Annotated in this window: 22 protein-coding genes; 15 read left to right on the forward strand and 7 right to left on the reverse strand. The window is 71.4% G+C overall.

All coding sequences use genetic code 11. From position 1 onward, the window contains the following. Positions 1-39: 39 nt before the first annotated feature. Positions 40-1512: a polysaccharide pyruvyl transferase family protein gene (locus GL325_RS13265; RefSeq protein WP_187769861.1), complete on the reverse strand. Its 1473-nt coding sequence runs from the start codon at positions 1510-1512 to the stop codon at positions 40-42. An 8-nt stretch (positions 1513-1520) separates the two neighbouring features. On the opposite strand from GL325_RS13265, the gene GL325_RS13270 reads away from it, so the two are divergent. Genes GL325_RS13270 through GL325_RS13285 form a run of 4 tightly spaced genes read left to right on the forward strand, consistent with a single transcriptional unit; the run spans position 1521 to position 4556 of the window. Continuing rightward, a complete protein-coding gene (locus GL325_RS13270; protein WP_374209356.1) occupies positions 1521-2513 on the forward strand; it encodes a Rossmann-like and DUF2520 domain-containing protein in 993 nt (330 codons plus the stop codon). Then, positions 2513-3361, forward strand: a complete 849-nt coding sequence (gene panC, locus GL325_RS13275; protein ID WP_154595934.1) for a pantoate--beta-alanine ligase — start codon at positions 2513-2515, stop codon at positions 3359-3361. Before GL325_RS13270 ends, panC begins: the two co-directional genes overlap by 1 nt. 5 nt (positions 3362-3366) lie before the next feature. Further along, a complete protein-coding gene (gene panD, locus GL325_RS13280) occupies positions 3367-3783 on the forward strand; it encodes an aspartate 1-decarboxylase (RefSeq protein WP_154595933.1) in 417 nt (138 codons plus the stop codon). After that, a complete protein-coding gene (locus GL325_RS13285) occupies positions 3780-4556 on the forward strand; it encodes a type III pantothenate kinase (RefSeq protein ID WP_187411698.1) in 777 nt (258 codons plus the stop codon). The genes panD and GL325_RS13285 overlap by 4 nt, the downstream gene beginning before the upstream one ends. 35 nt (positions 4557-4591) lie before the next feature. On the opposite strand, the gene GL325_RS13290 is transcribed toward GL325_RS13285, so the two are convergent. Together GL325_RS13290 and GL325_RS13295 are read right to left on the reverse strand one after the other, a co-directional pair. Then, positions 4592-5353, reverse strand: a complete 762-nt coding sequence (locus GL325_RS13290) for a glycerophosphodiester phosphodiesterase family protein (protein ID WP_187769863.1) — start codon at positions 5351-5353, stop codon at positions 4592-4594. Positions 5354-5427: 74 nt separating this feature from the next. Further along, positions 5428-6990: an MFS transporter gene (locus tag GL325_RS13295; protein ID WP_187769864.1), complete on the reverse strand. Its 1563-nt coding sequence runs from the start codon at positions 6988-6990 to the stop codon at positions 5428-5430. 65 nt (positions 6991-7055) lie between these two features. Here GL325_RS13295 and GL325_RS13300 point away from each other — a divergent pair, with 65 nt between their 5' ends. From GL325_RS13300 to GL325_RS13315, 4 genes are all read left to right on the forward strand, one after another. Then, positions 7056-7514 (forward strand): MarR family winged helix-turn-helix transcriptional regulator, encoded by a 459-nt coding sequence (locus GL325_RS13300; RefSeq protein WP_187769865.1) that lies wholly within the window; start codon positions 7056-7058, stop codon positions 7512-7514. 28 nt (positions 7515-7542) lie between these two features. Further along, a complete protein-coding gene (locus GL325_RS13305) occupies positions 7543-8112 on the forward strand; it encodes a 1-acyl-sn-glycerol-3-phosphate acyltransferase (protein WP_154595929.1) in 570 nt (189 codons plus the stop codon). Positions 8113-8205: 93 nt separating this feature from the next. After that, positions 8206-9663, forward strand: a complete 1458-nt coding sequence (lysS, locus tag GL325_RS13310) for a lysine--tRNA ligase (RefSeq protein WP_187770016.1) — start codon at positions 8206-8208, stop codon at positions 9661-9663. 108 nt (positions 9664-9771) lie between these two features. After that, the gene (locus GL325_RS13315) at positions 9772-10788 is read left to right on the forward strand and encodes a heme-binding protein (protein WP_187769866.1); all 1017 of its coding nucleotides are present in this window, start codon (positions 9772-9774) and stop codon (positions 10786-10788) included. Here the strand turns inward: GL325_RS13315 and GL325_RS13320 are convergent. Continuing rightward, complete coding sequence (locus tag GL325_RS13320; RefSeq protein ID WP_187769867.1) at positions 10767-12128, reverse strand: dipeptidase; 1362 nt, start codon at positions 12126-12128, stop codon at positions 10767-10769. The two genes, GL325_RS13315 and GL325_RS13320, sit on opposite strands and share 22 nt — an antisense overlap. A gap of 49 nt (positions 12129-12177) precedes the next feature. Here GL325_RS13320 and GL325_RS13325 point away from each other — a divergent pair, with 49 nt between their 5' ends. From GL325_RS13325 to GL325_RS13350, 6 genes are all read left to right on the forward strand, one after another. Then, a complete protein-coding gene (locus GL325_RS13325) occupies positions 12178-13341 on the forward strand; it encodes a DUF2776 family protein (protein ID WP_223111304.1) in 1164 nt (387 codons plus the stop codon). 73 nt (positions 13342-13414) lie between these two features. Further along, on the forward strand, positions 13415-14014 hold the full coding sequence (locus GL325_RS13330; protein WP_187769868.1) for a hypothetical protein: 600 nt from the start codon (positions 13415-13417) through the stop codon (positions 14012-14014). After that, positions 14011-14763, forward strand: a complete 753-nt coding sequence (locus tag GL325_RS13335) for a hypothetical protein (protein ID WP_187769869.1) — start codon at positions 14011-14013, stop codon at positions 14761-14763. Before GL325_RS13330 ends, GL325_RS13335 begins: the two co-directional genes overlap by 4 nt. 24 nt (positions 14764-14787) lie before the next feature. Then, positions 14788-15777 carry a HEAT repeat domain-containing protein gene (locus tag GL325_RS13340; RefSeq protein ID WP_187769870.1) on the forward strand — a complete coding sequence of 330 codons (990 nt, stop codon included), beginning with the start codon at positions 14788-14790 and terminating at the stop codon, positions 15775-15777. A 138-nt stretch (positions 15778-15915) separates the two neighbouring features. Further along, on the forward strand, positions 15916-18423 hold the full coding sequence (locus GL325_RS13345) for an ATP-dependent Clp protease ATP-binding subunit (protein ID WP_154595922.1): 2508 nt from the start codon (positions 15916-15918) through the stop codon (positions 18421-18423). A 73-nt stretch (positions 18424-18496) separates the two neighbouring features. Continuing rightward, positions 18497-19081 carry a GrpB family protein gene (locus tag GL325_RS13350; protein ID WP_223111305.1) on the forward strand — a complete coding sequence of 195 codons (585 nt, stop codon included), beginning with the start codon at positions 18497-18499 and terminating at the stop codon, positions 19079-19081. Here GL325_RS13350 and GL325_RS13355 read toward each other — a convergent pair. Beyond that, positions 19065-19952, reverse strand: a complete 888-nt coding sequence (locus GL325_RS13355; RefSeq protein WP_187769871.1) for an A/G-specific adenine glycosylase — start codon at positions 19950-19952, stop codon at positions 19065-19067. The two genes, GL325_RS13350 and GL325_RS13355, sit on opposite strands and share 17 nt — an antisense overlap. A 46-nt stretch (positions 19953-19998) precedes the next feature. Between GL325_RS13355 and GL325_RS13360 the strand changes: the two genes are divergently transcribed. After that, positions 19999-20760 carry a hypothetical protein gene (locus GL325_RS13360; protein ID WP_187769872.1) on the forward strand — a complete coding sequence of 254 codons (762 nt, stop codon included), beginning with the start codon at positions 19999-20001 and terminating at the stop codon, positions 20758-20760. A 158-nt stretch (positions 20761-20918) separates the two neighbouring features. On the opposite strand, the gene disA is transcribed toward GL325_RS13360, so the two are convergent. Both disA and radA read right to left on the reverse strand, forming a co-directional pair. Continuing rightward, positions 20919-21980, reverse strand: a complete 1062-nt coding sequence (gene disA / locus GL325_RS13365) for a DNA integrity scanning diadenylate cyclase DisA (protein WP_255467130.1) — start codon at positions 21978-21980, stop codon at positions 20919-20921. A 41-nt stretch (positions 21981-22021) separates the two neighbouring features. After that, complete coding sequence (gene radA, locus GL325_RS13370; RefSeq protein ID WP_154595919.1) at positions 22022-23371, reverse strand: DNA repair protein RadA; 1350 nt, start codon at positions 23369-23371, stop codon at positions 22022-22024. Between the last annotated feature and the right edge of the window lie 16 nt (positions 23372-23387).

The following is a 23387-nucleotide window of genomic DNA, read 5'->3' on the forward strand; positions in this document are numbered from 1 at the left end:
CGCCCCGGACGTCGGCCGTCCGGGGCGCTCGTGCGCGGGTCAGCGGCTGAGCCGCCGGCGCAGTCTGCGGAAGACCCGCAGCGCGAAGCCGCGCAGGGTCGTCTGCTCCATGCGGTTGAGCCGCGCGCTGAGATCGTCGATCCGCTCCTGCTGTCGCTTCAGCTTCGCGTCACGCTGCTCACTCAACCGCGCGTGCCGCGTGCCGGCGCCCTGGTAGGTCGGGGTGTTGAACGGGTACTCGTACCGCTTCGGATGCCGGGTGAGGTCGATCACCGAGGCATGGCGCATCCACTCCAGGCGGGACGCGATCTCGGACAGGTCGGGTGCCGCCAGCGTGTGCACGGCGGGCGGGAACGACGCCTCGGCCAGGCGCGTGTCGAATTGCGTCGCGTCGCGGCCGGGCTGCCAGCGGTGCTCGAGGCCGTTGCGCTCCAGGAAGGCCGCGTAGCGGGAGAAGCGCTCGGGCATCGCCTCGTTGAAGGGGGTGAGGTCGGCGGCCTCGTACAGCTCCTCGACGCTGATCGGCGCGTCGAAGTGGGGCTGGAGCCGGTGCGGCATCCGGTGGTACTCGGCCAGCTCGAGGGTGCGCGAGTCGTGGGCCAGCATCAGAGCGGGCGTGCCGGCCAGCAGGGCGGCGACGTTGCCGTGGAAGCGTGTGCCGTACACGAAGTCCTGCTCGGCGAGGAAGTCGTACCAGGACCAGGTGTCGACGAAGAGCCGCATCCGATCCTGTTGGTAGAGCGGGTGCCGCAGGTGCGTGGGCACGAGCGGGTCGGTCACGTGCGGGTGCGGGACGCCCCACAGCAGCAGCCGCAGGTCGTGCTGGTCCTGCCCGACGTAGGTCAGGTTGGGGTGGTGCGCGGCCTGCTCGGTGGCGAACGCGCCGATCCCGGCCACCTCTGGGGTCAGGTTGAGGCCCAGCGGAGAGTCCGCTCCGAGCGATTCGACCTTCCGGTGCACCTGGTGGTCGGGGCCGTGCAGGAACAGCGACGGGCAGCCGATCACGTCGACCGCGTCGGCCGGGAAGCCCAGGTGGACGAGGAAGTCGCGGGTGAACTCGCCGCGGACGCCGATCGAGGGCGAACGCTCGAGGACGGCCGCGACGAACCGCTGCGTCACGTCCCGCACGTCGGCGAGGGCGTCGAAGGACCGGTCGGCCGGGGCCTGGGCGCCGATGCCGATCACGGTGGTGGGGATCGTCAGCTGCTCGATCAACCGGGTCAGGTTCTCGAGCTTGTCGGCGAAGTCGGCCCGGAACGAGTTCGCCATCGGGATGACGAAGTGGTCGAACTCCTCGTTGATGCGGGCCGCGTCGTCGGACGAGGCCGCGCGACGCTCGCTGAGGGTGGAGTTCGCGACCAGCTCGTGGGGCGCGACGTCGAGCGCCTTCCACACCGAGTGCTGGAAGAGGAAGTTGCCGCTGTTGGAGTTGAAGACGTCCTGCGTCAGCGTCGTCTCGGGTACGACTGCCGTGAACGGGTCCTTGCCCGCGCGGATCAGGATCCGAGCCATGTCGATCAGTGTGGCAGAGCCGCGGGTACCCGGATAGGCGTGTCGGTGGTCACACCCGATGGTGGCGGCGAGGATCGCGGGGGTACAGTGACGGCGTCACTTTGTCTGGTACCCGCTCGGGACTGGAACGAAAGGCAACACACATGTCGCACCCCAGCGTGGGTGTGGTCGGCGCCGGCCGTGTCGGTGCTGTCCTCGCCGCCCGACTCCAGCGAGCCGGACACCACCTCGTCGGCGTCAGCGGACGCTCGGCTGCCTCGCAGCTGCGCGTGCAGACGCTGCTGACCGACGTTCCCGTGCTCGAGCCCGCCGAGGTCGCGGCCCGCGCCGAGATCGTGATCCTGGCCGTCCCCGACGACCTGCTGGCGGCCGTCGCCGCCGACCTGGCCGCCCACGTGGGCCCCGGTCAGCTCGTCGCGCACACCAGCGGTCGTCACGGCCTGGCCGTCCTGGAGCCCTTCACCCGGGTCGGCGCGCGAACCATGGCCCTGCACCCGGCGATGACGTTCACCGGCACGGAGGTCGACCTCGAGCGCGCCTGCGTCTTCGGCGTCACCGCCGAGCCGGGGGTCCGCGACGTCGCGGAGACCCTCGTGGCGGCCCTCGACGGCTCGGTCATGTGGATCGACGAGGCCGACCGGGCGACCTACCACGCCTCGCTCGCGCACGGTGCCAACCACCTGACCACGATCGTGACCCAGGCGATGGACCTGCTGCGCCAGATCGGTGCCGAGGACCCGGCCGCCGTGCTGCGCCCGCTGCTGACGGCCGCGCTCGACAACACGCTGGCCTACGGCGACGCGGCGCTGACCGGGCCGGTGGCCCGCGGCGACGTCGACACCGTCCGCGCTCACGTCGCGCAGCTGGCCGACCCGTCCGTGCGGCGCACGTACGCGGCGCTGGCCACCGCCACCGCCGACCGGGCCGAGTCCACCGGCCGGATCGACACCGACACGGCCGACGCCGTCCGCACGGCCGTCATCCGCGAGAAGGTCCGCTGATGCCCACCGTCGTCCGCACCGCGGCCGAGCTCCGCGCCGCCACGGCCGGCGCCGGCACCGTGGCGCTCGTTCCCACGATGGGCGCCCTGCACGACGGCCACGCCAGCCTGATGCGCCACGCGCGCCCGCTGGCCGACACCCTCGTCGTCTCGATCTTCGTCAACCCCACGCAGTTCGCCCCGGGTGAGGACCTCGACGCCTACCCGCGCACCTTCGACGCCGATCTCGAGCGTTGCGAGGCCGAAGGGGTCGACGTCGTCTTCGCCCCGACCGTCGAGCAGATGTACCCGCACGGGCTCGACGAGATCATCACGGTCGATCCCGGCCCGCGCGCGACCATTCTCGAGGGTGCCCAGCGGCCCACCCACTTCCGCGGGGTCCTCACCGTCGTCGCCAAGCTGTTCGGCCTCGTGCGTCCGGACGTCGCGGTCTTCGGCGAGAAGGACTACCAGCAGCTGAGCCTGATCCGGCTGATGGCGCGCGAGCTGTGCCTCGGCGTCGAGGTCGTCGGCTGCCCCACCGTCCGCGAGGACGACGGACTGGCCATGAGCTCGCGCAACCGCTACCTGGGCGCGTCCGACCGCGAGCGGGCCGCCGCGATCTCGTCCGCCCTGCGCGCCGGCGTCGACGCCGCCCCCGACGGCCCCGAGGCCGTCCTCCATGCCGCCGAGAAGGTGCTGGCCGACGCCGGCATCGACCCGGACTACCTCGTGCTCACCAGCCCCGACCTCGGACCGGCGGAGCCCGGCCGGGAGGCGCGGTTGCTGGTGGCCGCTCGAGTGGGCCAGCCGCGCCTGCTCGACAACTGCGCGATCCCGCTCGGGACCGCGAAGAACCAAGGGAAGTGACCCCGATGCTGCGCACCATGATGAAGTCCAAGATCCACCGCGCCACGGTGACCCAGGCCGACCTGCACTACGTCGGATCGGTGACCGTCGACGAGGACCTGCTCGACGCGTCCGACATCCTGCCCGGCGAGCTCGTGCACATCGTCGACGTCACGAACGGCGCCCGCCTCGAGACCTACACGATCGCCGGCCCGCGGGGCTCGGGCATCATCGGCATCAACGGCGCCGCGGCCCACCTCGTGCACCCCGACGACATCGTCATCCTCATCGCCTACGCGCAGGTCGACGACGCCGAGGCCCGCGAGCTGCAGCCCAGCGTCGTGTTCGTCGACGCCGACAACCGCATCGTCACCCTGGGTCACGACGCCGCCGAGGTCCCGGCGGACTCGGGTCTCAAGCGAGGCGACCTGGTGACCGTGTGACGCTCCTGGCGATCGACGCGGGGAACGCCGAGACCAGCATCGGGCTGTTCGACGGCGACGAGCTGGCCGCGGACTTCGTGGTGGCCTCCGACGAGCGCCGCACGTCCGACGAGTGGTTCCTGGTCGTCGACGGCTTCGTCCGTCGCGCCGGTCTGCCCGAGGTCGACGAGATCGCCATGTGCTGCACCGTGCCCGCGCTGCTCGTGGCGCTGCGCAAGGCCTACCGCCGGTACTACGCCGACGTGCCCGCGTGGGTCGTCGGCCCGGGGGTCAAGACCGGGGTGCCGATCCACACCGACAACCCGCGGGAGGTCGGCACCGACCGGGTCGTCAACGCGCTGGCCGCCAAGGAGCTCTACGGCGGTCCGGCGATCGTCGTCGACCTGACCGGCACGGCCACGGTCGTGGACGCGATCGACGCCGAGGGCCGGTACCTCGGCGGGGCGATCGCCCCGGGTGTCGAGGTCTCGCTGGAGGCCCTCGCGCGCCGCAGCGCCCAGCTGCGCAGCGTCGAGATCAGCACGCCGCGCGACGTGATCGGCAAGAACACCGTCGAGGCGCTGCAGTCGGGCACGGTGTTCGGTTTCGCCGGCCTCATCGACGCCATCGTCGAGCGGATGATCGACTCGCTGGGCGAGGATCCCGAGCACGTCTCGGTCATCGCGACCGGCAGTCACGCCGCCGTCGTCCTGAGCGAGTGCGAGACCATCACGGCCCGCAACCCCAAGCTCACCCTCGAGGGCCTGCGGCTCGTCGCCGCCCGCAACCGCTGAGCGGCCGTCCCCAGTCCCGAGATTTGCTCTGACTTCTACCTTTCAATCGGGTTGGAAGGTCGAATTGGGAGCAAATCTCGGGAGGGCAGGGCGGCTGCGACGTCGTTGGTCGTGACGGCGTCCACGCCCATGGCGCGCAGGCGCTCGATCTGACGCAGGTCGTCCACCGTCCAGGCGGTGACGGTCCCGCCGGCGCGGTGGACGCGCTCGACGAGGCGCTCGTCGACGCGGCGGGCGTTCACGTGGAACTCGTCGAACCGGCCCACGTCCTCGGCCGAGGGCTGACGCCGCGAGACCAGGCCGACCAGCGGGTGCACGGGCAGCGCCGCCTCGGCGAGGGAGCGGTCGAAGCTCATCAACGTCACGTCGGCGCGGCCGCCGAGCTCGTCGAGCACCGCGCGCACGTAGGCGCGCGGGTCGACCGGGGCCGGCTTGAGCTCGACGGCGAACCGCACGTCGGTGTCCCGGAACGCCTTCACCACGTCGCGCAGGGTCGGCACGGGGGTCCCGGCGAAAGTCGGCGACTTCCAGCTGCCGGCGTCCAGCCGGGCCAGCTCGGCCAGCGTGAACCGCTGGACCGAGACCCCCACCTTCGAGCGCTGCACGTCACGCAGGTTCGTCGTGCGCATCGGGGACCGGTCGTGCATCAGGACGATCGAGCCGTCCGCCGTCGGCTGGACGTCGAACTCGACCCCGTGGGCGCCCAGCCGCGCGGCCTCGCGCAGCGCCGGCACGGTGTTCTCCGGGTGCGTGGCGCTCTGGCCGCGGTGGCCGTAGATCCGCAGGTCTTCACTCATGTCTCCACGGTGACTCGCGAACCTGACCATCAGGTAAACGCCACCTGTGTGTCTGCCCAATTCCACCCGACGGCTCAGGGGTGGCCGGCGCCGGTCTCGGCGGTCTCGACCAGGATCTCCTCGACCGTGTGGTGCCGGGGCTCACGCACCGCGACGACCACGAGGGCGGCGATCACGGCGCAGAACGCGGCGGCCACCCACAGGCCCAGGTGCATGCCGCCGACGAACGCACCGTTGATCGACGGCACGCCCTCGAACAGGACGCCCGCGGCTCCCGCCTCCGCGGCCTCGTCCGGCAGCCGCGCGGCGCCGACGGCGGGCGCGACCCGTCCCGCGACGATCGCCGAGAGCACGGCGGTGCCGATCGCGCCGCCGATCTGGATGCACGTGGTCTGGAAGCCGCTGGCCACACCGGCCAGGTGCACCGGCGCGCCGCCGACGATCAGGTCCGCGCCCGAGGGGATCGCGAAGCCGGAGCCGAAGGCGATGACGACGAACGGCAGGGCCATCAACAGGTAGGACGAGTCGAGGTCGACCAGGGTCAGCGCGGCCAGGCCGACCGCCATCAGGGCCAGGCCCAGGGCGGCGACGCGGCGCGGGCCGATCCGCGAGGTCAGCACGGCGCCCAGGGGAGCGGCCGGGATCGAGAAGGCGCTCATCGGCAGCATCATCAGGCCGGCCTTCGTGGTGCTGTTGCCCAGCGAGTTCATCAGGAACAGCGTGATGAGGAAGGTGACGCCCAAGATGGCGAAGAAGTTCGCCACGAAGACCAGGCCGCCCACGCTGACGCCGGAGGAGCGGAACAGGTCCAGCGGCAGCAGCGGCTCGGCCACGCGGCTCTCGACGATCACGAAGAGGGCCAGCAGAACGACCGAGGCGACCAGGACGCCGAGGGTGGTGGCGCTGCCCCAGCCCCACGCCTGCGCCTGCACGACCGCGAACACGATCCCGAAGAGGGCCAAGGCCAGCAGCACGATGCCCGGGTAGTCCAGCCGCCCGGACTTCTCGGTGGCCGTCTCGCGGATGAAGACCCCGGCGAAGACGATGCCGATGAGGGCGATCGGGGCGTTGATGTGGAAGACCCATTCCCAGCCGAGCTGCTCGACCAGGATGCCGCTGACCAGCGGACCGCCGGCGATCGCGACGGACGAGACGCCGCCCCAGATGCCGACGGCCATGCCGAACTGCTCACGCGGGAACGTGGCGCGCAGCAGGGCGATCGTCTGCGGCATGAGCATCGCGGCGCTCAGGCCCTGCAGGGCACGGAAGACCAGGACGCCCTCGACGCTGCCGGACCGGCCGATCGCGACGCTGGCGATGCCGAACAGCAGGACCCCGATGAGGTACATGCGCTTGCGGCCGAACCGGTCGCCGAGCTTGCCGCAGGGGATGAGGAAGACGGCCAGGGCCAGCAGGTAGGAGTTGATGATCCACTGCAGCTGGCCGAAGGTGGCGCCCAGATCGGCCTGGATCGCGGGGTTGGCGATGTGGACGACGGTGGAGTCCAACCCGACCATGAACAGGCCGAAGCACACGGCGACGAGGGTCAGGCCGGGCCGGCCCTGGCGGGACCTGCGGCGGGTTCTGGTGGGGGTCTTGTCCGGATCGGCGGACGAGTGGGGTGCAACTGGGTTCACGTGCGGGACTTCCTCGGACTATTGATTATGATTCGATAATCATAACTCGCCGGTAGGATGGCGGCATGTCCGGATCGAGTGGGCCCGATCACGCCCGGCTGGCTGCTCTGGCCGACGTGATCCATGACCTCGCGCACCAGCTCGACATCCGCAACCCGCAGTTGCGCGACGTGGTGCCCCTGACGGGAACCGAGATCGCGGTCATGCGCGAGATCCACCGTCAGCCGGGCTCGACGCCGAGCCAGATCGCCGCCGCGGCCGGCCTGCAGCGCAGCAACGTCAGCACCGCGGTGCGCATCCTGGAGGCGGGCGGACTCGTGGTGCGCGAGCAGGCCGAGGGCAATGCCCGGTCGGTTCGCCTGGTCCCCACCGAGAAGGCCGCCGAGAGCGTGGGCCGGATCCACGACTTCTGGGCGGCCCGGCTCGAGGTGGCGCCGGCTGAGGCGCTCGAGATCGCCGACTCCGCACTGGACGCCCTCGCCCGCATCGCCGACGCGCTGGGCCGGGCGGACCGCGCCGACTGATCTGCGGCCGGCGCGCTAGCCTCCCGGCATGAGGATCTTGCGCCTGATCGCCGACGTGTTCTGGTCCGTCAGCCGGTGGAACTTCCGTTCCGAGCCCGCACCGAAGGGCTCGGGCATCCTGCTCGCGGGGCCGCACACCTCCAACTGGGACTTCGTGCTGATGCTGGCCATCGCCTGGAAGTGCGGCTTCCGTCCGTACTTCCTGGGCAAGAAGGAGCTCTTCCGCGGTCCGGCCGGCCCGATCATGCGCGCCCTGGGCGGCATCGCGGTCGACCGCAAGAACCCCGTCGGCGTGGTCGACGACCTCATCGCGCGGGCCAAGGCCGGTGACGACTTCCAGGTCGTCATCACGCCCGAGGGCACGCGCGGCGGCGTCGAGCGCTGGAAGTCGGGCTTCTACCGCATCGCGATGGAGGGCGATCTGCCCGTGACGCTGGGGTACTGCGACAGCAAGACCATGACCGCCGGCCTCGGTCCCACGATCACGCTGACCGGCGACGTCAAGGCCGACATGGACGTCATGCGCGCCTTCTACGCGGACAAGTGGGGCGTCCGCCCCGAGCGCCGCGTCCTGCCGCGCCTGGCCGAGGAGGGCTGAGCACGGTCCCGGCCGGGCCTCGGTGGGGTGCAACTAGACTCGGGCCTCGTGACCCAGACGCCTGAACTTCCCGAGGACGACCTGCCCGAGCAGATGCGGGTGCGCCGGGAGAAGCGCCAGCGGATGCTGGACGCCGGCGTCGATCCGTACCCGCTGCTGGTCGAGCGCACGCACACGATCCGCGAGATCGTCGAGGCCAACGATCCCGAGCAGCTGGGCCCCGACGCCCACACCGGCCAGGTCGTCTCGATCGCCGGCCGCGTCATCTTCCTGCGCAACACCGGCAAGCTGTGCTTCGTCCGGCTGCGCGAGGGCGACGGCTCCGAGATCCAGGCCATGCTCTCGCTGGCCGAGGTCGGCGAGGAGTCGCTGGCGCAGTTCAAGTCGCTCGTCGACCTGGGCGACCACCTGGCCGTCACCGGCGAGGTCATCACCAGCCGCCGCGGCGAGCTGTCGGTCATGGCCACGCGGTGGCAGGTCGCGGCCAAGACGCTGCGTCCGATGCCGGTCGAGCACAAGCCGCTGTCCGACGAGGCCCGCACCCGGATGCGCTACCTCGACCTCATCGTCCGCGAGGACGCCCGCCAGAACGTGCGCGTCAAGGCCGCCGTGCTCAAGTCGCTGCGCGCCACGCTCGACCGCCACGGGTTCATCGAGGTCGAGACGCCGGTCCTGCAGCACACCAACGGCGGCGCCGCGGCGCGTCCGTTCCACACGCACCTCAACGCCTTCGACGAGCCGCAGCTGCTGCGCATCGCGCTCGAGCTGCACCTCAAGCGCGCGCTCGTGGGCGGCATCGACAAGGTCTACGAGATCGGCAAGACCTTCCGCAACGAGGGTGTCGACAACACCCACAACCCCGAGTTCATGATGCTCGAGGCGTACGAGGCGTACGGCTCCTACGACACGATGGCGTCCCTGGTTCGCGACCTGGTCGTCGACGCCGCGCGCGCCGTCGGCAAGACCGTGGTGACCGGCCGCGACGGCTCGTCGATCGACCTCGAGGCGCCGTGGCGCCGCGCCACGATCCACGAGCTGGTCGGCGAGGCTGTCGGCGAGACCGTCGATGTCGAGACGTCCGAGGAGCACCTGCGCGAGCTGGCCGACCGCCATGACGTGTCCCTCCAGGACGGCTGGGGCGCGGGAGAGATCGTGCTCGAGCTGTTCGAGAAGCTCGTCGAGCACACCCTGATCCAGCCCACGTTCGTGTGCGACTACCCCGAGGCCGTGCGGCCCCTGGCCAAGAAGCACCGCAGCACGCCGGGTCTGGTCGAGGCGTGGGACCTCATCATCAACGGCGTCGAGCTGGCACCGGCGTACTCCGAGCTCAACGACCCCGTGATCCAGCGCGAGCGGCTCGAGGAGCAGGCGCGCCTGGCGGCCGCCGGCGATCCCGAGGCGATGGACGTCGACGAGGACTTCCTGCGGGCCCTGGAGTTCGGCATGCCCCCGGCCGGCGGCATCGGCCTGGGCGTCGACCGTCTGGTGATGCTGCTGCAGAGCATCGGCATCCGCGAGGCCATCCTCTTCCCGGTGCAGCGCCGCGAGTAGGTATCACCGGTTCTGCGGCTGATCTCGTCATCGACGACAGTCCGCAGGGGCGTCCTCGGGGCGTCGGAGGCGGAGTCCTTCGACACCTCGAGGTGCCTCATGAGAACCATGTCCGAACAACTCCGCTCGCTGCAGTCGCAGGAGCGCAGCGTCACCGCGGCCGTCACCGGCGACGAGGATCTCGGCCCCTTCGCGCTGCTGCCCGGCGTGTGGGCCAACGAGCCCGATCTGCCCGGCCGCGGCTGGAACATGATCGCCCTGCCGTTCGGGCCGCCCGAGGGGGCGACGTTCCGGCCGGCGTACCGGCTGCTGCTGCACCAGTACAACGAGCGGCTGATCTTCAGCCTCGTCGACAAGGCGGTGCCGAACCGCGGCATCGGGCCGGTCGCGGACGGCGTGACGCCGAACGCGGACCAGTTGCTGGTCGCGTTGGACTACGAGCAGGGCATCAACCAGCTGGTCGGCGAGGACTTCCCGTCGTCTGGCCTGGCGGGGCAGCCCGGCGGCGCGATCCATCACGAGCCGGGTCTGTTCCTGAACATGTCCGACCCGCTGAACGAGGACAGTGTCGACATGGCCCGGCTCGCCACGATCCCGCACGGTGACTCGGTGCTGGGGCTGGGGACCGCCGTGGTCGAGGACGGACCCGCGACCGTCCCGCCGGTCAACGCCCTACCGCTCGGCGTCGACCAGGACATCGAGGCCAACCCCTACCTGGCTCCCTACAAGCACTTCCACGACAACCCGTTCCGGAGCCTGTTCGACCCGACGGACCCGACCGCCCTGCTGGAGGTCGCGAACGAGGGCGTCGACATCATCCGGACGACGAAGCTCGAGTTCGACAGCACCGTGTCCACCGGAGGAATCTCGAACATCCCCTTCATCGTCCGTCAGGCGAACGCCTCGGAGATGAAGTCGACCTTCTGGATCCAGGAGGTCCGGCGCGAGGACGGCGGCACCGACTTGCGGCTGCAGTACGTGCAGGTCGTCCAGCTGGACTTCTTCCCCCGGTTCGACGGCGGCCCCGGCCGGATCAAGTGGCCCCACGTCAGCATCAACACGATGACGAAGGTCGACGAGACGCCGGTTCCGGGTCCCGGTGGCTACCCCGTGATGGCGGCCTGATCGGCGAGGTTGCGCAGCAGCAGCGCCTCGGCCAGCACGACCCGCTCGAACTCGGCCAGGTGCAGGCCCTCGTTGGCGCCATGGGCACGGGTGTCGGGATCCTCGACACCCGTGACCAGCACGCTCGCCTCGGGGAAGGTCTCGAGGAACTCCGCGATGAACGGGATCGAGCCGCCGACACCCATGTCGACCGGGGCGGTGCCGTCCCAGGCCTCGGTGAACGCCGAGCGTGCCGCCTCGTACGCGGGGCCGGTCGCGTCGATCGCCGTCGCCTCGCCGGTGTCGACGACCGTGAAGGTCAGCTCGGCGCCCCACGGGACGTGCTGCTCGCAGTGGCGACGCAGGCACTCCACCGCGTTGGCGGCGGTGTCGCCGGGGGCGATCCGCAGCGAGACCTTGGCGCGGGCCGCGGGCACCAGCGTGTTGCTGGCGCCGTCGACCTTCGGGGCGTCCAGGCCGGTGATGGCCAGCGCCGGCTTCGTCCAGAGCCGCTCGACGGCCGAGCCCGACCCCATCCACTCCACGCCCGGGTTGGCGCCGGACTCGGCGCGCAGCCGCTCCTCGGGGTAGTCGACGTCCGCGGCCGGTGCGCTGTGCAGCCCTTCGATCAGCAGGTTGCCCTCGTCGTCGTGGAACGAGGCGATCAGCCGGCTCAGGGTGATGAGCGCGTCGGGCACGAGGCCGCCCCACATGCCCGAGTGGACGGCGTGGGTCAGGGTGCGGACCTCGACGTCGGCGCGCACCAGACCGCGCAGGCTCGTGGTCAGGGCGGGGACGCCGATGTCCCAGTTGCCGGAGTCCGCGATCACGATGACGTCGGCCGCGAGCCGGTCGCGGTGGCGGCGCAAGAGCTCGGGCAGGGTGTCGGAGCCGACCTCCTCCTCGCCCTCGATGAACATCGTCACGCTGACCGGCAGCTGGTCGCCGAAGACCCGCAGGGCGCCCAGGTGGGCGGCGATGCCAGCCTTGTCGTCGGCGGCGCCGCGTGCGTAGAGCCGGTCGCCGCGCTCGGTCGGCTCGAACGGCGGCGAGTCCCACTCGGCGTGGTCGTTCTCGGGCTGGACGTCGTGGTGGGCGTAGAGCAGCACGGTCGGCGCGCCGGCCGGTCCTGCCTTGTGGCCGATCACGGCGGGAGCGCCGCCGTCCTCGCGGGCGCTGACGATCTCGACGTCGCCGAATCTCTCGGCCCGCAGCAGCGCGGCGACCGCCTCGGCGCTGCGCTGGACCTCCGCGGCGCGGGCGGGATCGGCGCTGACCGACTCGATGCGGACGAGGTCCTCGAGATCGCGACGGATCCCGGGAAGCAACTGCTGGACCGTGGCGCGGATGTCGAGAGTCATGACATCCAACTTAGGTCGGGGGGAACGACGTGCTCCGCGAGGGCTCGCGTTGACGGCAGCACGGGAGCCCCACATCCTGAAAGGGCAGCACCGCGCCCGGGGCTTCCCCGAGCGCCCTTCCGACCGTGAGGTGGTGGGCGTCGTGAACTACTGGATCAGCGTCTTGTTCCGGGCGATCCCGATGGCGATGGCGGCGGTGTGCGTCGGCCTGGGCACGTACGTGTGGAACGCGGGCGACCAGCCGGGCAATCTCGTCGCCGGCCGCGTCGTCACCTTCCTCGCGGCGATCTGCGTCTGCCTGTTCTGCACGGCGGCCACGATCATCCGCCAGCTGATCGGCCGATTCAACGCGGTCGACCGCGTGCTCTACCCCGTGCTCGGCTACGCCAGTGCCGCCGTGGCGGCCGGCTATGGCATCTCGGTGTTCTCCGGCGCCAGCTCCCAGGGCGCCGACCCGGACTACGTCTCGGGCCACGTCGTGCTCGGTCTGGGCCTGATCAGCGCCTGCGTCGCCACGGTCGCCACCGCCTCCACGAAGTTCTCGCTGATCCCGGCCAACTCCGCCCGGGCCGCCGGCGGCGCTCCGCCGGACGGGGCCTTCCCGAGCGCGGCGGCCGCGGTGCTGTGCGCCGTCCCGGTCGTCCTGGCCCTGATCGCCTGGGGCCTCTCGATCGTGAACCTCACCCAGACGGTCACCCCGTCACGGTTCACGGTCGGCCACGTCCTGGCGGGCATCGCGATGGTGTGCACCAGCCTGATCGGTCTGGTCGTGAGCATCGTGCGCCAGATCCAGGACACCTATGGCGCGCGCGACCGGACGGGGTGGCCGTGGCTCGTGATCGCGATGGGCTCGCTCAGCTCGGTGTGGGGGATCGTGCTGCTCGTCCTGGACCGGGAGCCCTACTACCGGACACCCGGCTTCGTGATGATCGGTCTGGGCCTGGTGTGCTTCAGCATCCTGAGCAAGGTGGGACTGCTGGCCCTGGTGTGGCGGCGCACGTTCGCGCTGGCCAACCGGGTGCCCCTGATCCCGGTCGTGACCGCCCTGTCGTGCCTGTTCCTGGCGGCGTTCGTCTTCCAGGCGGCGGTGACGGACTCGAACGTGTTCGTCGCGGCGCGCGTCCTCACCGGGCTCGGCGCGATCTGCTTCACGCTCTACTCGATCGTCTCGATCCTCGAGAGCGGTACGTCGGGCTCCTCGTCCAGCGACTGAGGCGCACCGGTATCAGCCGGCGCAGGGTGGCTCTCCCCGAAGACGACCCACCCTTCCCGATTGGACCACCGACATGACCGACATCCGCTTCGAGGGCGACTTCATCCACCTGGAGGGCCTGGTCGTCCGCGCGACCGCCAATGACCTGATGCTCGACGCCTCCGCCCGACGCACGACCGGGACGCCCTTCCGGCGGGCCCTGGTCCACGACTTCGACGACGGCCTGACCCTCAACTGGGACCACGACTACCCGGGAGGCGTCAGCATCAACGGGTGCAAGCAGATCCTCGGGTTCAACAACCGTGACTGGCTGATCGTCCGCAGCCGCATCCACCAACAGTTCGGCACCGACTTCATGCTCGACGGCGGCGCAGAGCGGCGTGGACGCGTGATCAGCCGGCTGCGGCGCAACCCGTTCCGCCGGGCGCTCGTGCACGGCTTCGGCGATCAACTGGTCGTGAACTGGGACCACGACTACACCGGCGGGGTGGTCGTCAACGGCCGGGTCACGATGCCCGACGGTGTCGTCGTCGCCGGCCAGGACGTCGCCGCGACGCTGACGTCGCTGACGAGCCGCGTCACGGAGCTGTCGACCGAGCTCACTGCCGCCACGGCGGCGATCGCCGACCTCACCACGCGGCTCGCCGCGCTCGAGACGGAGCCCACGCCATGAGCGTCCGGTCCGTCCGCGAGGCGATGGACGCCATGGGCCTGGGCGGTGTCGGCAACCTCTCGGTGATGCGCGACGTCCTGGGATTCTGGCGCGGGACGCCCCCGCCCGACCCCGCCACGGGGACCCCCGTCGAGGTCCGTCTGGGCGAGGCCTTCACCGCGCTGGAGCGCAAGCACGTCCACCTCAACCTCATCGAGGTCGGCTTCGACGCCGCATCCGTGGGCCTGGCCGTCGCCGACGAGCGCGTCGACTACGCCGTGCACCGGATCCGTCGGATCTACGCCGACGCGTCGATGGGCCTGGGCCGGGTCCAGTACTTCTGGCTCGGCCTGCCGGAGGCCGACGGGTACGAGGACCTCGGCAGCGAGTCCGAGGCCGACGACCTCAGCGACGACTGGAGCGTCGGCAACGACGGCATCGACATGTTCCTCGTCGCCAACATCAGCGACGACTTCGTGGGCATCTCGCCCGTGCCCGGCGACTGCGGCAAGGGCGGCAAGTCGGACGGGCTGGTCGGTGGCGAGGTCGGCCGGGAGCCCGAGGGCTTCTCCCGGACGGCGGCCCACGAGCTCGGGCACTTCCTCGACCTTTCGCACAACCACGGCGACTCCTGCCCGACCGCCACCTCGGCCCGCGAGAACCTCATGGCCCAGACGCGGTGCGTGATCAGCGTCCGCAGTTCGGTGCTGCTGACCTCCGGCCAGGGCAGCACCGTCCGCGGCCGCTGCCAGACCCACGCGGGCCACTGAGCCCGCCCTCGGAAGGACACACCCATGCCTGACATCACCCCTCTGGACCAGCGGGACGACGCCGACCTCGTCGACCTCGCCCACCATTCACGCGGGGACATCGCCCGCGAGTCACTGTCGGCCCTCGCGCGCCGGTCGTCCGACCGGGTCATGCCCGTCGCGGTCGACCTGCTCACCGCGCACGCCGAGCCGCGCGTGCGGGCCCTGGCGGCCGTGACGCTGGGCCGACTCGGCGACCCCGACGTCCCCGTGGCCCTCGCACGGTCGCTCGGCGACGCCGATCCCACCGTCGTGCGGCGCGCCGCCCAGTCCCTGGCCCGGGTCGGCGACGCCTCGGCCCTGCCCGAGTTGGCGCGCGTGCAGCTGCCCGCGGCCACCCCCGCCGGGCGCGCCGTGCTGACCGCGCGGATGCTCATCGGCTACCGCGTCGGACGGACCGAGGTGCTGGCCCGTCCCGCCGAGGTGACCTCGTTCGGGCGCCGGCGCGGCGAGGAGATCGCGTTCGGCGGTCGGGCGAAGACGGCCAGGGCCACGATCCTGGTCGCCGTCCGGGCGGAGGTGCCCGCGCTGCCCTTCGCCGCGAAGGACGTGCGTCCGTTCACGTGCTCCGGTGCCGCGGGAGCGCTCGCGCTGGCCGAGGACGTCGACCGGCTCGACCTCGCCGGACCCCGGATGCTCGGCGTGCTGGTGCGCGAGCGCGTGTGCTCGGAGCGCTACTCGCTGGACTGCTACCTGCTCAGCGACGACCGGGACGGCACGGGCGGGACCCGCCCGTGGCTGTGGCTGGTCCGGCCCAGTGGCCGGGTCGTGCACGTCGGCCGTGCGGAGATCGCAGCCGACGGGGCACGGTTCGAGGTGACCGGATCCGTGGCGCCCTACGCCAACCCCGTGAAGGTGGTGGGGGAGCGCGCCGGCAACGGCGAGCTGACCATCGAGACCGCACTCGTGGGCAAGCCCGCGGCGGACGCGGCGAAGGCCGCAGTCCCTGCGAGTCGGGAGGCGGTGATGCGGTGACGGGCCCCGTCATTCCGCCCACAGCGAACAATGGAAGCCCCGCGACGCTGTGACGGTTGAGTTAAGCATCTGGACATGGCGAGGCGGGTCACGTGGAGCCGTCTATGCTGAAAAGACCAGTCCAGCAGAGGGGACGACATGTTCGAGAGATTCACTGACCGGGCCCGACGGGTCGTGGTGCTTGCGCAGGAGGAAGCGCGCATGCTCAGCCACAACTACATCGGCACCGAGCACATCCTGCTGGGCCTCATCCACGAGGGTGAGGGCGTTGCCGCCAAGGCTCTGGAGAGCCTCGACATCTCGCTCGAGGCCGTCCGTGGCCAGGTCGAGGACATCATCGGCCAAGGCCAGCAGGCACCCAGTGGCCACATTCCATTCACCCCGCGTGCCAAGAAGGTGCTCGAGCTCAGCCTGCGCGAGGCGCTGCAGCTGGGCCACACCTACATCGGTACCGAGCACATCCTGCTCGGCCTGATCCGCGAGGGCGAGGGCGTCGCCGCCCAGGTCCTCGTGAAGTTGGGCGCCGACCTCAACCGCGTCCGCCAGCAGGTCATCCAGCTGGTCAGCGGGTTCCAGGGCAAGGAGGCCGAGACCTCCGGCGCCGCGTCCGAGGCGCCCGCCGCGGCGTCCAGCGCTGTGCTGGACCAGTTCGGTCGCAACCTGACCCAGGCGGCCCGCGAGGGCAAGCTCGACCCGGTCATCGGCCGGGACGACGAGGCCGAGCGCGTCATGCAGACGCTCAGCCGCCGTACCAAGAACAACCCGGTCCTCGTGGGCGAGCCCGGCGTCGGCAAGACCGCCGTCGTCGAGTCGCTGGCGCAGGACATCGTCCGTGGCGACGTGCCCGAGACGCTCAAGGACAAGCAGATCTACACGCTTGACCTCGGTGCCCTCGTGGCCGGCTCGCGCTACCGCGGCGACTTCGAGGAGCGCCTCAAGAAGGTGCTCAAGGAGATCCGCACGCGCGGCGACATCATCTTGTTCATCGACGAGATCCACACCCTCGTGGGTGCGGGTGCCGCCGAGGGCGCGATCGATGCCGCCAGCATCCTCAAGCCGATGCTGGCGCGTGGCGAGCTGCAGACGATCGGTGCGACGACGCTCGACGAGTACCGCAAGCACTTCGAGAAGGACGCGGCGCTCAACCGCCGCTTCCAGCCGGTGCTGGTCAACGAGCCGTCGGTGGCCGACTCGGTCGAGATCCTCAAGGGTCTGCGCGACCGGTACGAGGCGCACCACCGCGTCTCGATCACCGACGACGCCCTGGTCGCCGCGGCGACCATGGCCGACCGTTACGTCAGCGACCGGTTCCTGCCGGACAAGGCGATCGACCTGATCGACGAGGCGGGCGCGCGACTGCGCATCCGTCGCGCCGCGACGCCGCCGGAGTTCAAGGAGTTCGACGAGCAGATCGCCGACGTCCGCCGCCGCAAGGAGGGCGCGATCGACGCCCAGGACTTCGAGCTCGCCGCCAGCCTGCGCGACGAGGAGAAGAAGCTCATCGCCGCCAAGCACGAGCGTGAGCGCGCCTGGAAGTCCGGCGACCTCGACCAGGTCGCGGTCGTCGACGAGCACCTCATCGCCGAGGTCCTGGCCAAGGCGACCGGCATCCCGGTCGGCCAGCTCAGCGAGGAGGAGTCCAGCCGCCTGCTGCACATGGAGGACGAGCTGCACAAGCGCGTCATCGGTCAGGACGAGGCCATCAAGGCCCTGTCCCGGGCGATCCGCCGCGGCCGTGCCGGCCTGAAGGACCCCCGCCGTCCCGGTGGGTCGTTCATCTTCGCCGGACCCTCGGGCGTCGGCAAGACGTGGCTGTCCAAGGCGCTGGCGAACTTCCTGTTCGGCGACGACGAGGCGCTCATCCAGCTCGACATGAGCGAGTACAGCGAGAAGCACACCGTCTCGCGGCTGTTCGGTTCGCCTCCGGGCTACGTCGGCTACGAAGAGGGTGGCCAGCTCACCGAGAAGGTGCGGCGGAAGCCCTTCAGCGTGGTCCTGTTCGACGAGATCGAGAAGGCCCACCCGGACATCTTCAACTCGCTCCTGCAGATCCTCGAGGAGGGTCACCTCACCGACGGTCAGGGTCGCGTCGTCAACTTCAAGAACGCCGTGATCATCATGACCACCAACCTCGGTGCGCGTGAGATCTCCAAGGGCGTCAACCTGGGCTTCTCCCAGGCCGGCGACGTCGCGGGGACCTACGAGAAGATGAAGGAGCGCGTCGCGACGGAGCTCAAGCAGCACTTCCGTCCGGAGTTCCTGAACCGTGTCGACGAGGTCATCGTGTTCCCGCCGCTGACGCAGGAGGAGATCCTGCAGATGGTCGACATGATGGTCGGTTCCCTCGAGGCCCGTCTGGGCGAGAAGGACATCGACATCGAGCTGACCACGGCGGCGAAGATCAAGCTGTCCGCGGACGGTTTCGATCCGGTGCTCGGCGCGCGTCCCCTGCGGCGCACGGTGCAGCGTGAGGTCGAGGACGTCCTGGCCGAGAAGCTCCTCTACGGAGAGGTGCGTCCGGGCCAGATCATCCTGGTCGACGTCGTCGACGGTGAGTTCACCTTCACCGGCACGTCGAAGGCCGATCTCGAGCTGCCCGAGGTGCCGCCGGCCGTCGAGGCCGGAGCCGGCTCCGAGGACAACTGACGCATCACCCACGCAAGGCCCGGGTCGTCCGACCCGGGCCTTCGTGCGTCCGGCGGCGGGTAGCGTCGAAGCGGTGGACCGCGACCGACTCCTGGAGTTCGACGACGATGCGCCCCCGCCGGGTGCGAGCCCGTGGGTGCCCGGCTTCGGGCCGGGCCGCGACCTGACGATCGTCGAGCACGACCCCCGCTGGGTTGCGCAGTACGTGGCTCTCGAGCAGCGGATCCGCCGGGCCCTCGGCGCGGTGGCGTTGCGGGTCGAGCACGTCGGCTCGACCTCCGTGCCCGACCTGCCGGCCAAGCCGATCGTCGACGTCGACGTCACGGTGCCGGACCCCGAGGACGAGTCCACGTACGCCCCGGCGCTCGAAGCGGCCGGCTTCGTGCTCGCGGTGCGCGAGCCGTGGTGGCAGGGTCACCGGTTGTTCCGCCACGCGGACCCGCGCGCGAACGTGCACGTCTTCGGCCCGGACGCGGCCGAGCCGTACCGTCATCGGATCTTCCGGGACTGGCTGCGCACGCACCCGCAGGACCGCGAGCGGTACGCGGCCGTCAAGCGCGCCGCAGCGGCCGCTGGAGGGCACGTGATGGAGTACAACGCCCGGAAGCAGGAGGTCCTGCGCGAGATCCTCGTGCGGGCGATCAACCGGGCAGGATGAAACGCCCCTCGGCGTCGAGGTCCAGCAGCCCGTCGTCGAGCAGCGAGTCCAGGCACCGCTCCCGCTGGGCCGCGTCGGACCAGGCGGCGACCATGAGCTCGGGAGCGACCGGGCCGGGGGCGTCGCGGACGATCGCCATCAGCCGGCCGCGGCACTGGCGGTCGGTGCCGTGCCACGCCTGGCTGCGGCGCGGCGGCCCGTCGTGCTCGGGATGTCCCTCGGCGCGCCACCGGCACAGGTCCGAGACCGGGCACGCCTCGCAGCGGGGCGCCCGTGCGGTGCAGACGACCGCTCCGAGCTCCATCGTCGCGGCGGCCCACCGGGCCGCCGTCGCCTCGTCGTCGGGCAGCAGGGACGCCGCCACGTCGCGCTCAGCCCGGGTGACGCCGGCGGCCGGGTACTGCACGCCCTCGACGACGCGCGCGAACACGCGGCGCACGTTGGTGTCCAGCACGACGGCGCGACGGCCGTGGGCGAACGAGGCGATGGCGGCCGCCGTGTAGTCGCCGACGCCCGGCAGCAGGAGCAGCTCGTCGTAGGAGTCGGGCACCCGGCCGTCGTGGCGCTCGACGATGGCGACGGCGGCGGCGTGGAGGCGCAGCGCCCGGCGGGGGTAGCCCAGTCGGCCCCAGGCGCGGACGGCATCGCCGGACGACGCGGCGGCCAGGGCGGCCGGGGTGGGCCAGCGCTCGAGCCAGGCCTCGAAGACCGGCAGCACGCGGACGACGGGGGTCTGCTGCAGCATGAACTCCGAGACCATGACGCGCCACGGCTCGGGGTCGTCGCGCCACGGCAGCGCCCGGCGGTGCTCGTCGAACCAGTCGAGGACGCGTCGGTGCAGCTCGTCGACCGGGGGAGTGGGGGCAGGCATGGCGCGTCGATCCTTTCACGCCGTGACGGCCAGATAACGTGGACCGGTGAGCAACCCACGGGTCGGACGGGACGTGTACTGGCGTCGACGCCTGCTCGTGCTGGCGATCCTCATCGCGATCGTGTGGGGTGTCCTGCAGCTGATCGGTCTGGTGCGTGGCGACGACGCCGGCAAGGTCGAGGCGACCCGCGCCACCCCCACTCCGACGACCGCCCCCACGGCGCCGCCGACCACGCCTCCCGCGGACCAGGTCGCGGTGGCGATCGAGACCGACGAAGCCGTCTGCGAGCCCGAGAACGTGCGCATCGTGCCGTCGGTGCCCGGCGGGCAGTTCGCCGGCGGCCCGGTGGCGATCGACCTGATGCTGACGTCCCTCGACGGCACGGCGTGCACCTTCCGTCCCAGCACCCGCGAGCTCCTGGTCGTCGTCGACACCGAGCGGGCCCCGATCTACGACTCGTCGGTGTGCCGGGCCGCCTTCTTCGACCAGTCGGTGTCGATCCCTGCGGGTTGGAGCACCGTCGCGCCGGTCGAATGGACGGGCCGCGGCTCGGGTGCCGGTTGCGGGTCGAGTGAGGGCTTCGCGCCGCCGGGCACCTACACGCTCAAGATCGGCACGTACGGCGGTGAGCCGGGCGAGGTCACGTTCAAGCTCGCGCGCCGAGCTCCGGAGACCCCCGCGACCAAGCCGACGCCGGCCCCGGCGAAGAAGCCCGGGTCGGAACCCACCCAGAAGGCCACCTCCGAGCCGACGAAGAAGCCGGCTCCGAGGCCCAAGCCGAGCTCGACGGCCCCGGTCCCGCGCTGAGGCTCGTGGGTCAGACGTAACGCTCGAGGCAAGCCTCGAGCGACGTCCGGTGCAGTCCGCACCCGTCGGGCACCGGCGAGTGGGTCAGACGTAACGCTCGAGGCAAGCCTCGAGCGACGTCCGGTGCAGTCCGCACCCGTCAGGCGCGGGCGCGTCGGTCAGACGTAGCGCTCGAGGATGCTGGACTCGGCGAGTCGCGACAGGCCGTCGCGGACGCCGCGGGCGCGCAGCTCGCCGACACCCTCGACCGTCTGGAGGTCGTCGAGGCTGGCGCCCAGCAGGCGCTGCAGGGTGCCGAAGTGCATGATCAGCCGCTCGACGACCGTCGGGGGGAGGCGGGGGATCCTGGCCAGCAGCCGGTAGCCGTGCGGCGAGACCGACGCATCGAGCGAGTTGCCGTCGCCGATCTGCAACGCGGCGGCGACGATGCCCAGGTCGAGGACCTCCTGGGACTCCAGCTCGGCCAGGGCGTCGAGCACCTTCTCGGCCTGGGCGTCCGACCCCGCCGGCAGGTAGTCACGCACGACGAGCGTGCGCTCGGCGTCGACCCCGCCCACGAGCTCGTTGAGCTGCAGGGACAGCAGGCGTCCGTCCGAGCCGAGCTCGAGCACGTAGGTCTCGATCTCGTCGGAGATCCGTCGCACCATCTCGAGACGCTGGGCGACGGCGGTGACGTCACGGACGGTGACGAGGTCCTCGACCTCGAGGGCGGACAGCGCGTCGGAGACCTCGTCGAGGCGCGTGCGGTACCGCTCCAGCGTCTGCAGGGCCTGGTTGGCGCGGCTGACGACCGTGGTCGGCTCCTCCAGCACGTAGCGCTGGTCGCCCAGGTACAGCGCGATCATCGTCATCGAGGCGGACACCGAGATCACGGGGATGCCCGACTGCCGGGCCACGCGCTCGGCGGTGCGGTGACGGGTGCCGGACTCGGTCGTGGGGATCGACGGATCGGGCATCAGGTGGACGGCTGCGCGCATGATCCGCGAGGCCGACGAGTCCAGGATGATCGCGCCGTCCATCTTGGCCAGCTCGCGCAGACCCGTGGCCGTGAACGGCACGTCCAGGGCGAAGCCGCCGGTCGAGATCGACTCGATGACCCGGTCGTGGCCGATGACGATCAGGGCGCCGGTGCGCCCGCGCATGATCCGCTCGAGGCCCTCACGCAGCGCTGTTCCGGGCGCGACGGAGGTCAGCGTCGCCCGCAGGTCCGGAACCGCCACGACAATCCCCACTTTCGGCCATGCACGTGATCGGCATCATCCTAGGGCAGTGCCCGCAGCGCAGCCGCCAGATCTCCCGTGCGGAGCACGTTCAGGCCGACGCGCTGCAGGTCCTCGGTGCCCCGCGGGACGATCGCGTGGGTGAAGCCGATCCGGGCCGCCTCGCGCAGGCGGGCCTCCAGGCCGCGCACCGGCCGCACCTCGCCGGCCAGCCCGACCTCGCCGAGCGCGACCAGGCCGCCGGGCAGGGGCGAGCCGCCGGCCGCCGAGATGACCGCGAGCGCGACGGCCAGATCCACCGCGGGCTCGTGCAGGCGGGCACCGCCGACGGACGCGGTGTAGACGTCCTGGTTGCCCAGGGCGACGCCCGTCTTGGACAGCACCGCCAGCAGCATGGCGACGCGTGAGGAGTCCAGGCCGCTGGAGGAGCGTCGCGGGGACGGGGTGGTGGCGGCGACGGTGAGCGCCTGGACCTCGGCCAACAGCGGCCGGCGGCCCTCCATCGTGACGGTGACGCACGTCCCCGGCACGGGCGACTCGTGACGCGAGACGAACAGGCCGGTCGGGTCGGGGACCTCGACGATGCCCGCGTCGACCAGGTCGAAGCAGCCGATCTCGTCGACGGGGCCGAACCGGTTCTTGGTGGCGCGCAGCAGGCGCAGCCGGCTGGTGCGGTCGCCCTCGAACTGCAGGACGACGTCGACCAGGTGCTCCAGCACGCGGGGACCCGCGACCGAGCCGTCCTTGGTGACGTGGCCGACCAGCAGGGTGGCGATGCCCTCGGCCTTGGCGCGGCCGATCACGGTCGCCGCGACCTCGCGGACCTGCGTGACCCCACCGGGCACGCCGTCGATCGCGGACGAGCCGATCGTCTGGACCGAGTCGACGATGAGCAGGCTGGGCTTGACCGCGTCGATGTGGGTGAGCAGGCCGCCGAGGTCGGTCTCGGCGGCGAGGAACAGCTCGTCGGCCAGGGCGCCCGTGCGCTCGGCGCGCAACCGCACCTGGGCGGCCGACTCCTCGCCCGAGACGTAGAGGGTGCGGCGGCCGGCCCGCGCCCAGCGTGCCGCGACCTCGAGCAGCAGGGTGGACTTGCCGACTCCCGGCTCGCCGGCCATCAGCATCACGGCACCGGCCACGACACCGCCGCCGAGCACGCGGTCGAGCTCGGGGATGCCCGAGCCGACGGCGGCCGCCTCGGTGGCCGCGACCTGCGCGATGGGGACGGCAGGGCTGGAGACCGGCGCGGCGGATGTGCGGCCGGAGCGGGAGCTGCCGCCGACGGCGTCGACCGTGCCCCAGGCCTGGCACTCGCCACAACGCCCGACCCACTTGCCGGTGGTCCAGCCGCACTCGGTGCAGGCGAAGGCTGAGGGGGTCTTGGGAGGCATGGGATCAGCCTAGGTG

Source organism: Aeromicrobium sp. 636 (genome assembly GCF_024433585.1).
Classification (GTDB): Bacteria; Actinomycetota; Actinomycetes; order Propionibacteriales; family Nocardioidaceae; genus Aeromicrobium; species Aeromicrobium senzhongii.

Coding starts and splice junctions, on each gene's coding strand:
- GL325_RS13305 (WP_154595929.1), top strand. CDS start 7,543: ATGAGGATCTTGCGCCTGATCGCCGACGTGTTCTGGTCCGTCAGCCGG.
- panD (WP_154595933.1), top strand. CDS start 3,367: ATGCTGCGCACCATGATGAAGTCCAAGATCCACCGCGCCACGGTGACC.
- radA (WP_154595919.1), bottom strand. CDS start 23,371: ATGCCTCCCAAGACCCCCTCAGCCTTCGCCTGCACCGAGTGCGGCTGG.
- GL325_RS13330 (WP_187769868.1), top strand. CDS start 13,415: ATGACCGACATCCGCTTCGAGGGCGACTTCATCCACCTGGAGGGCCTG.
- GL325_RS13345 (WP_154595922.1), top strand. CDS start 15,916: ATGTTCGAGAGATTCACTGACCGGGCCCGACGGGTCGTGGTGCTTGCG.
- GL325_RS13265 (WP_187769861.1), bottom strand. CDS start 1,512: ATGGCTCGGATCCTGATCCGCGCGGGCAAGGACCCGTTCACGGCAGTC.
- GL325_RS13340 (WP_187769870.1), top strand. CDS start 14,788: ATGCCTGACATCACCCCTCTGGACCAGCGGGACGACGCCGACCTCGTC.
- GL325_RS13320 (WP_187769867.1), bottom strand. CDS start 12,128: ATGACTCTCGACATCCGCGCCACGGTCCAGCAGTTGCTTCCCGGGATC.
- GL325_RS13290 (WP_187769863.1), bottom strand. CDS start 5,353: ATGAGTGAAGACCTGCGGATCTACGGCCACCGCGGCCAGAGCGCCACG.
- GL325_RS13300 (WP_187769865.1), top strand. CDS start 7,056: ATGTCCGGATCGAGTGGGCCCGATCACGCCCGGCTGGCTGCTCTGGCC.
- GL325_RS13315 (WP_187769866.1), top strand. CDS start 9,772: ATGTCCGAACAACTCCGCTCGCTGCAGTCGCAGGAGCGCAGCGTCACC.
- lysS (WP_187770016.1), top strand. CDS start 8,206: ATGCGGGTGCGCCGGGAGAAGCGCCAGCGGATGCTGGACGCCGGCGTC.
- panC (WP_154595934.1), top strand. CDS start 2,513: ATGCCCACCGTCGTCCGCACCGCGGCCGAGCTCCGCGCCGCCACGGCC.
- GL325_RS13355 (WP_187769871.1), bottom strand. CDS start 19,952: ATGCCTGCCCCCACTCCCCCGGTCGACGAGCTGCACCGACGCGTCCTC.
- GL325_RS13335 (WP_187769869.1), top strand. CDS start 14,011: ATGAGCGTCCGGTCCGTCCGCGAGGCGATGGACGCCATGGGCCTGGGC.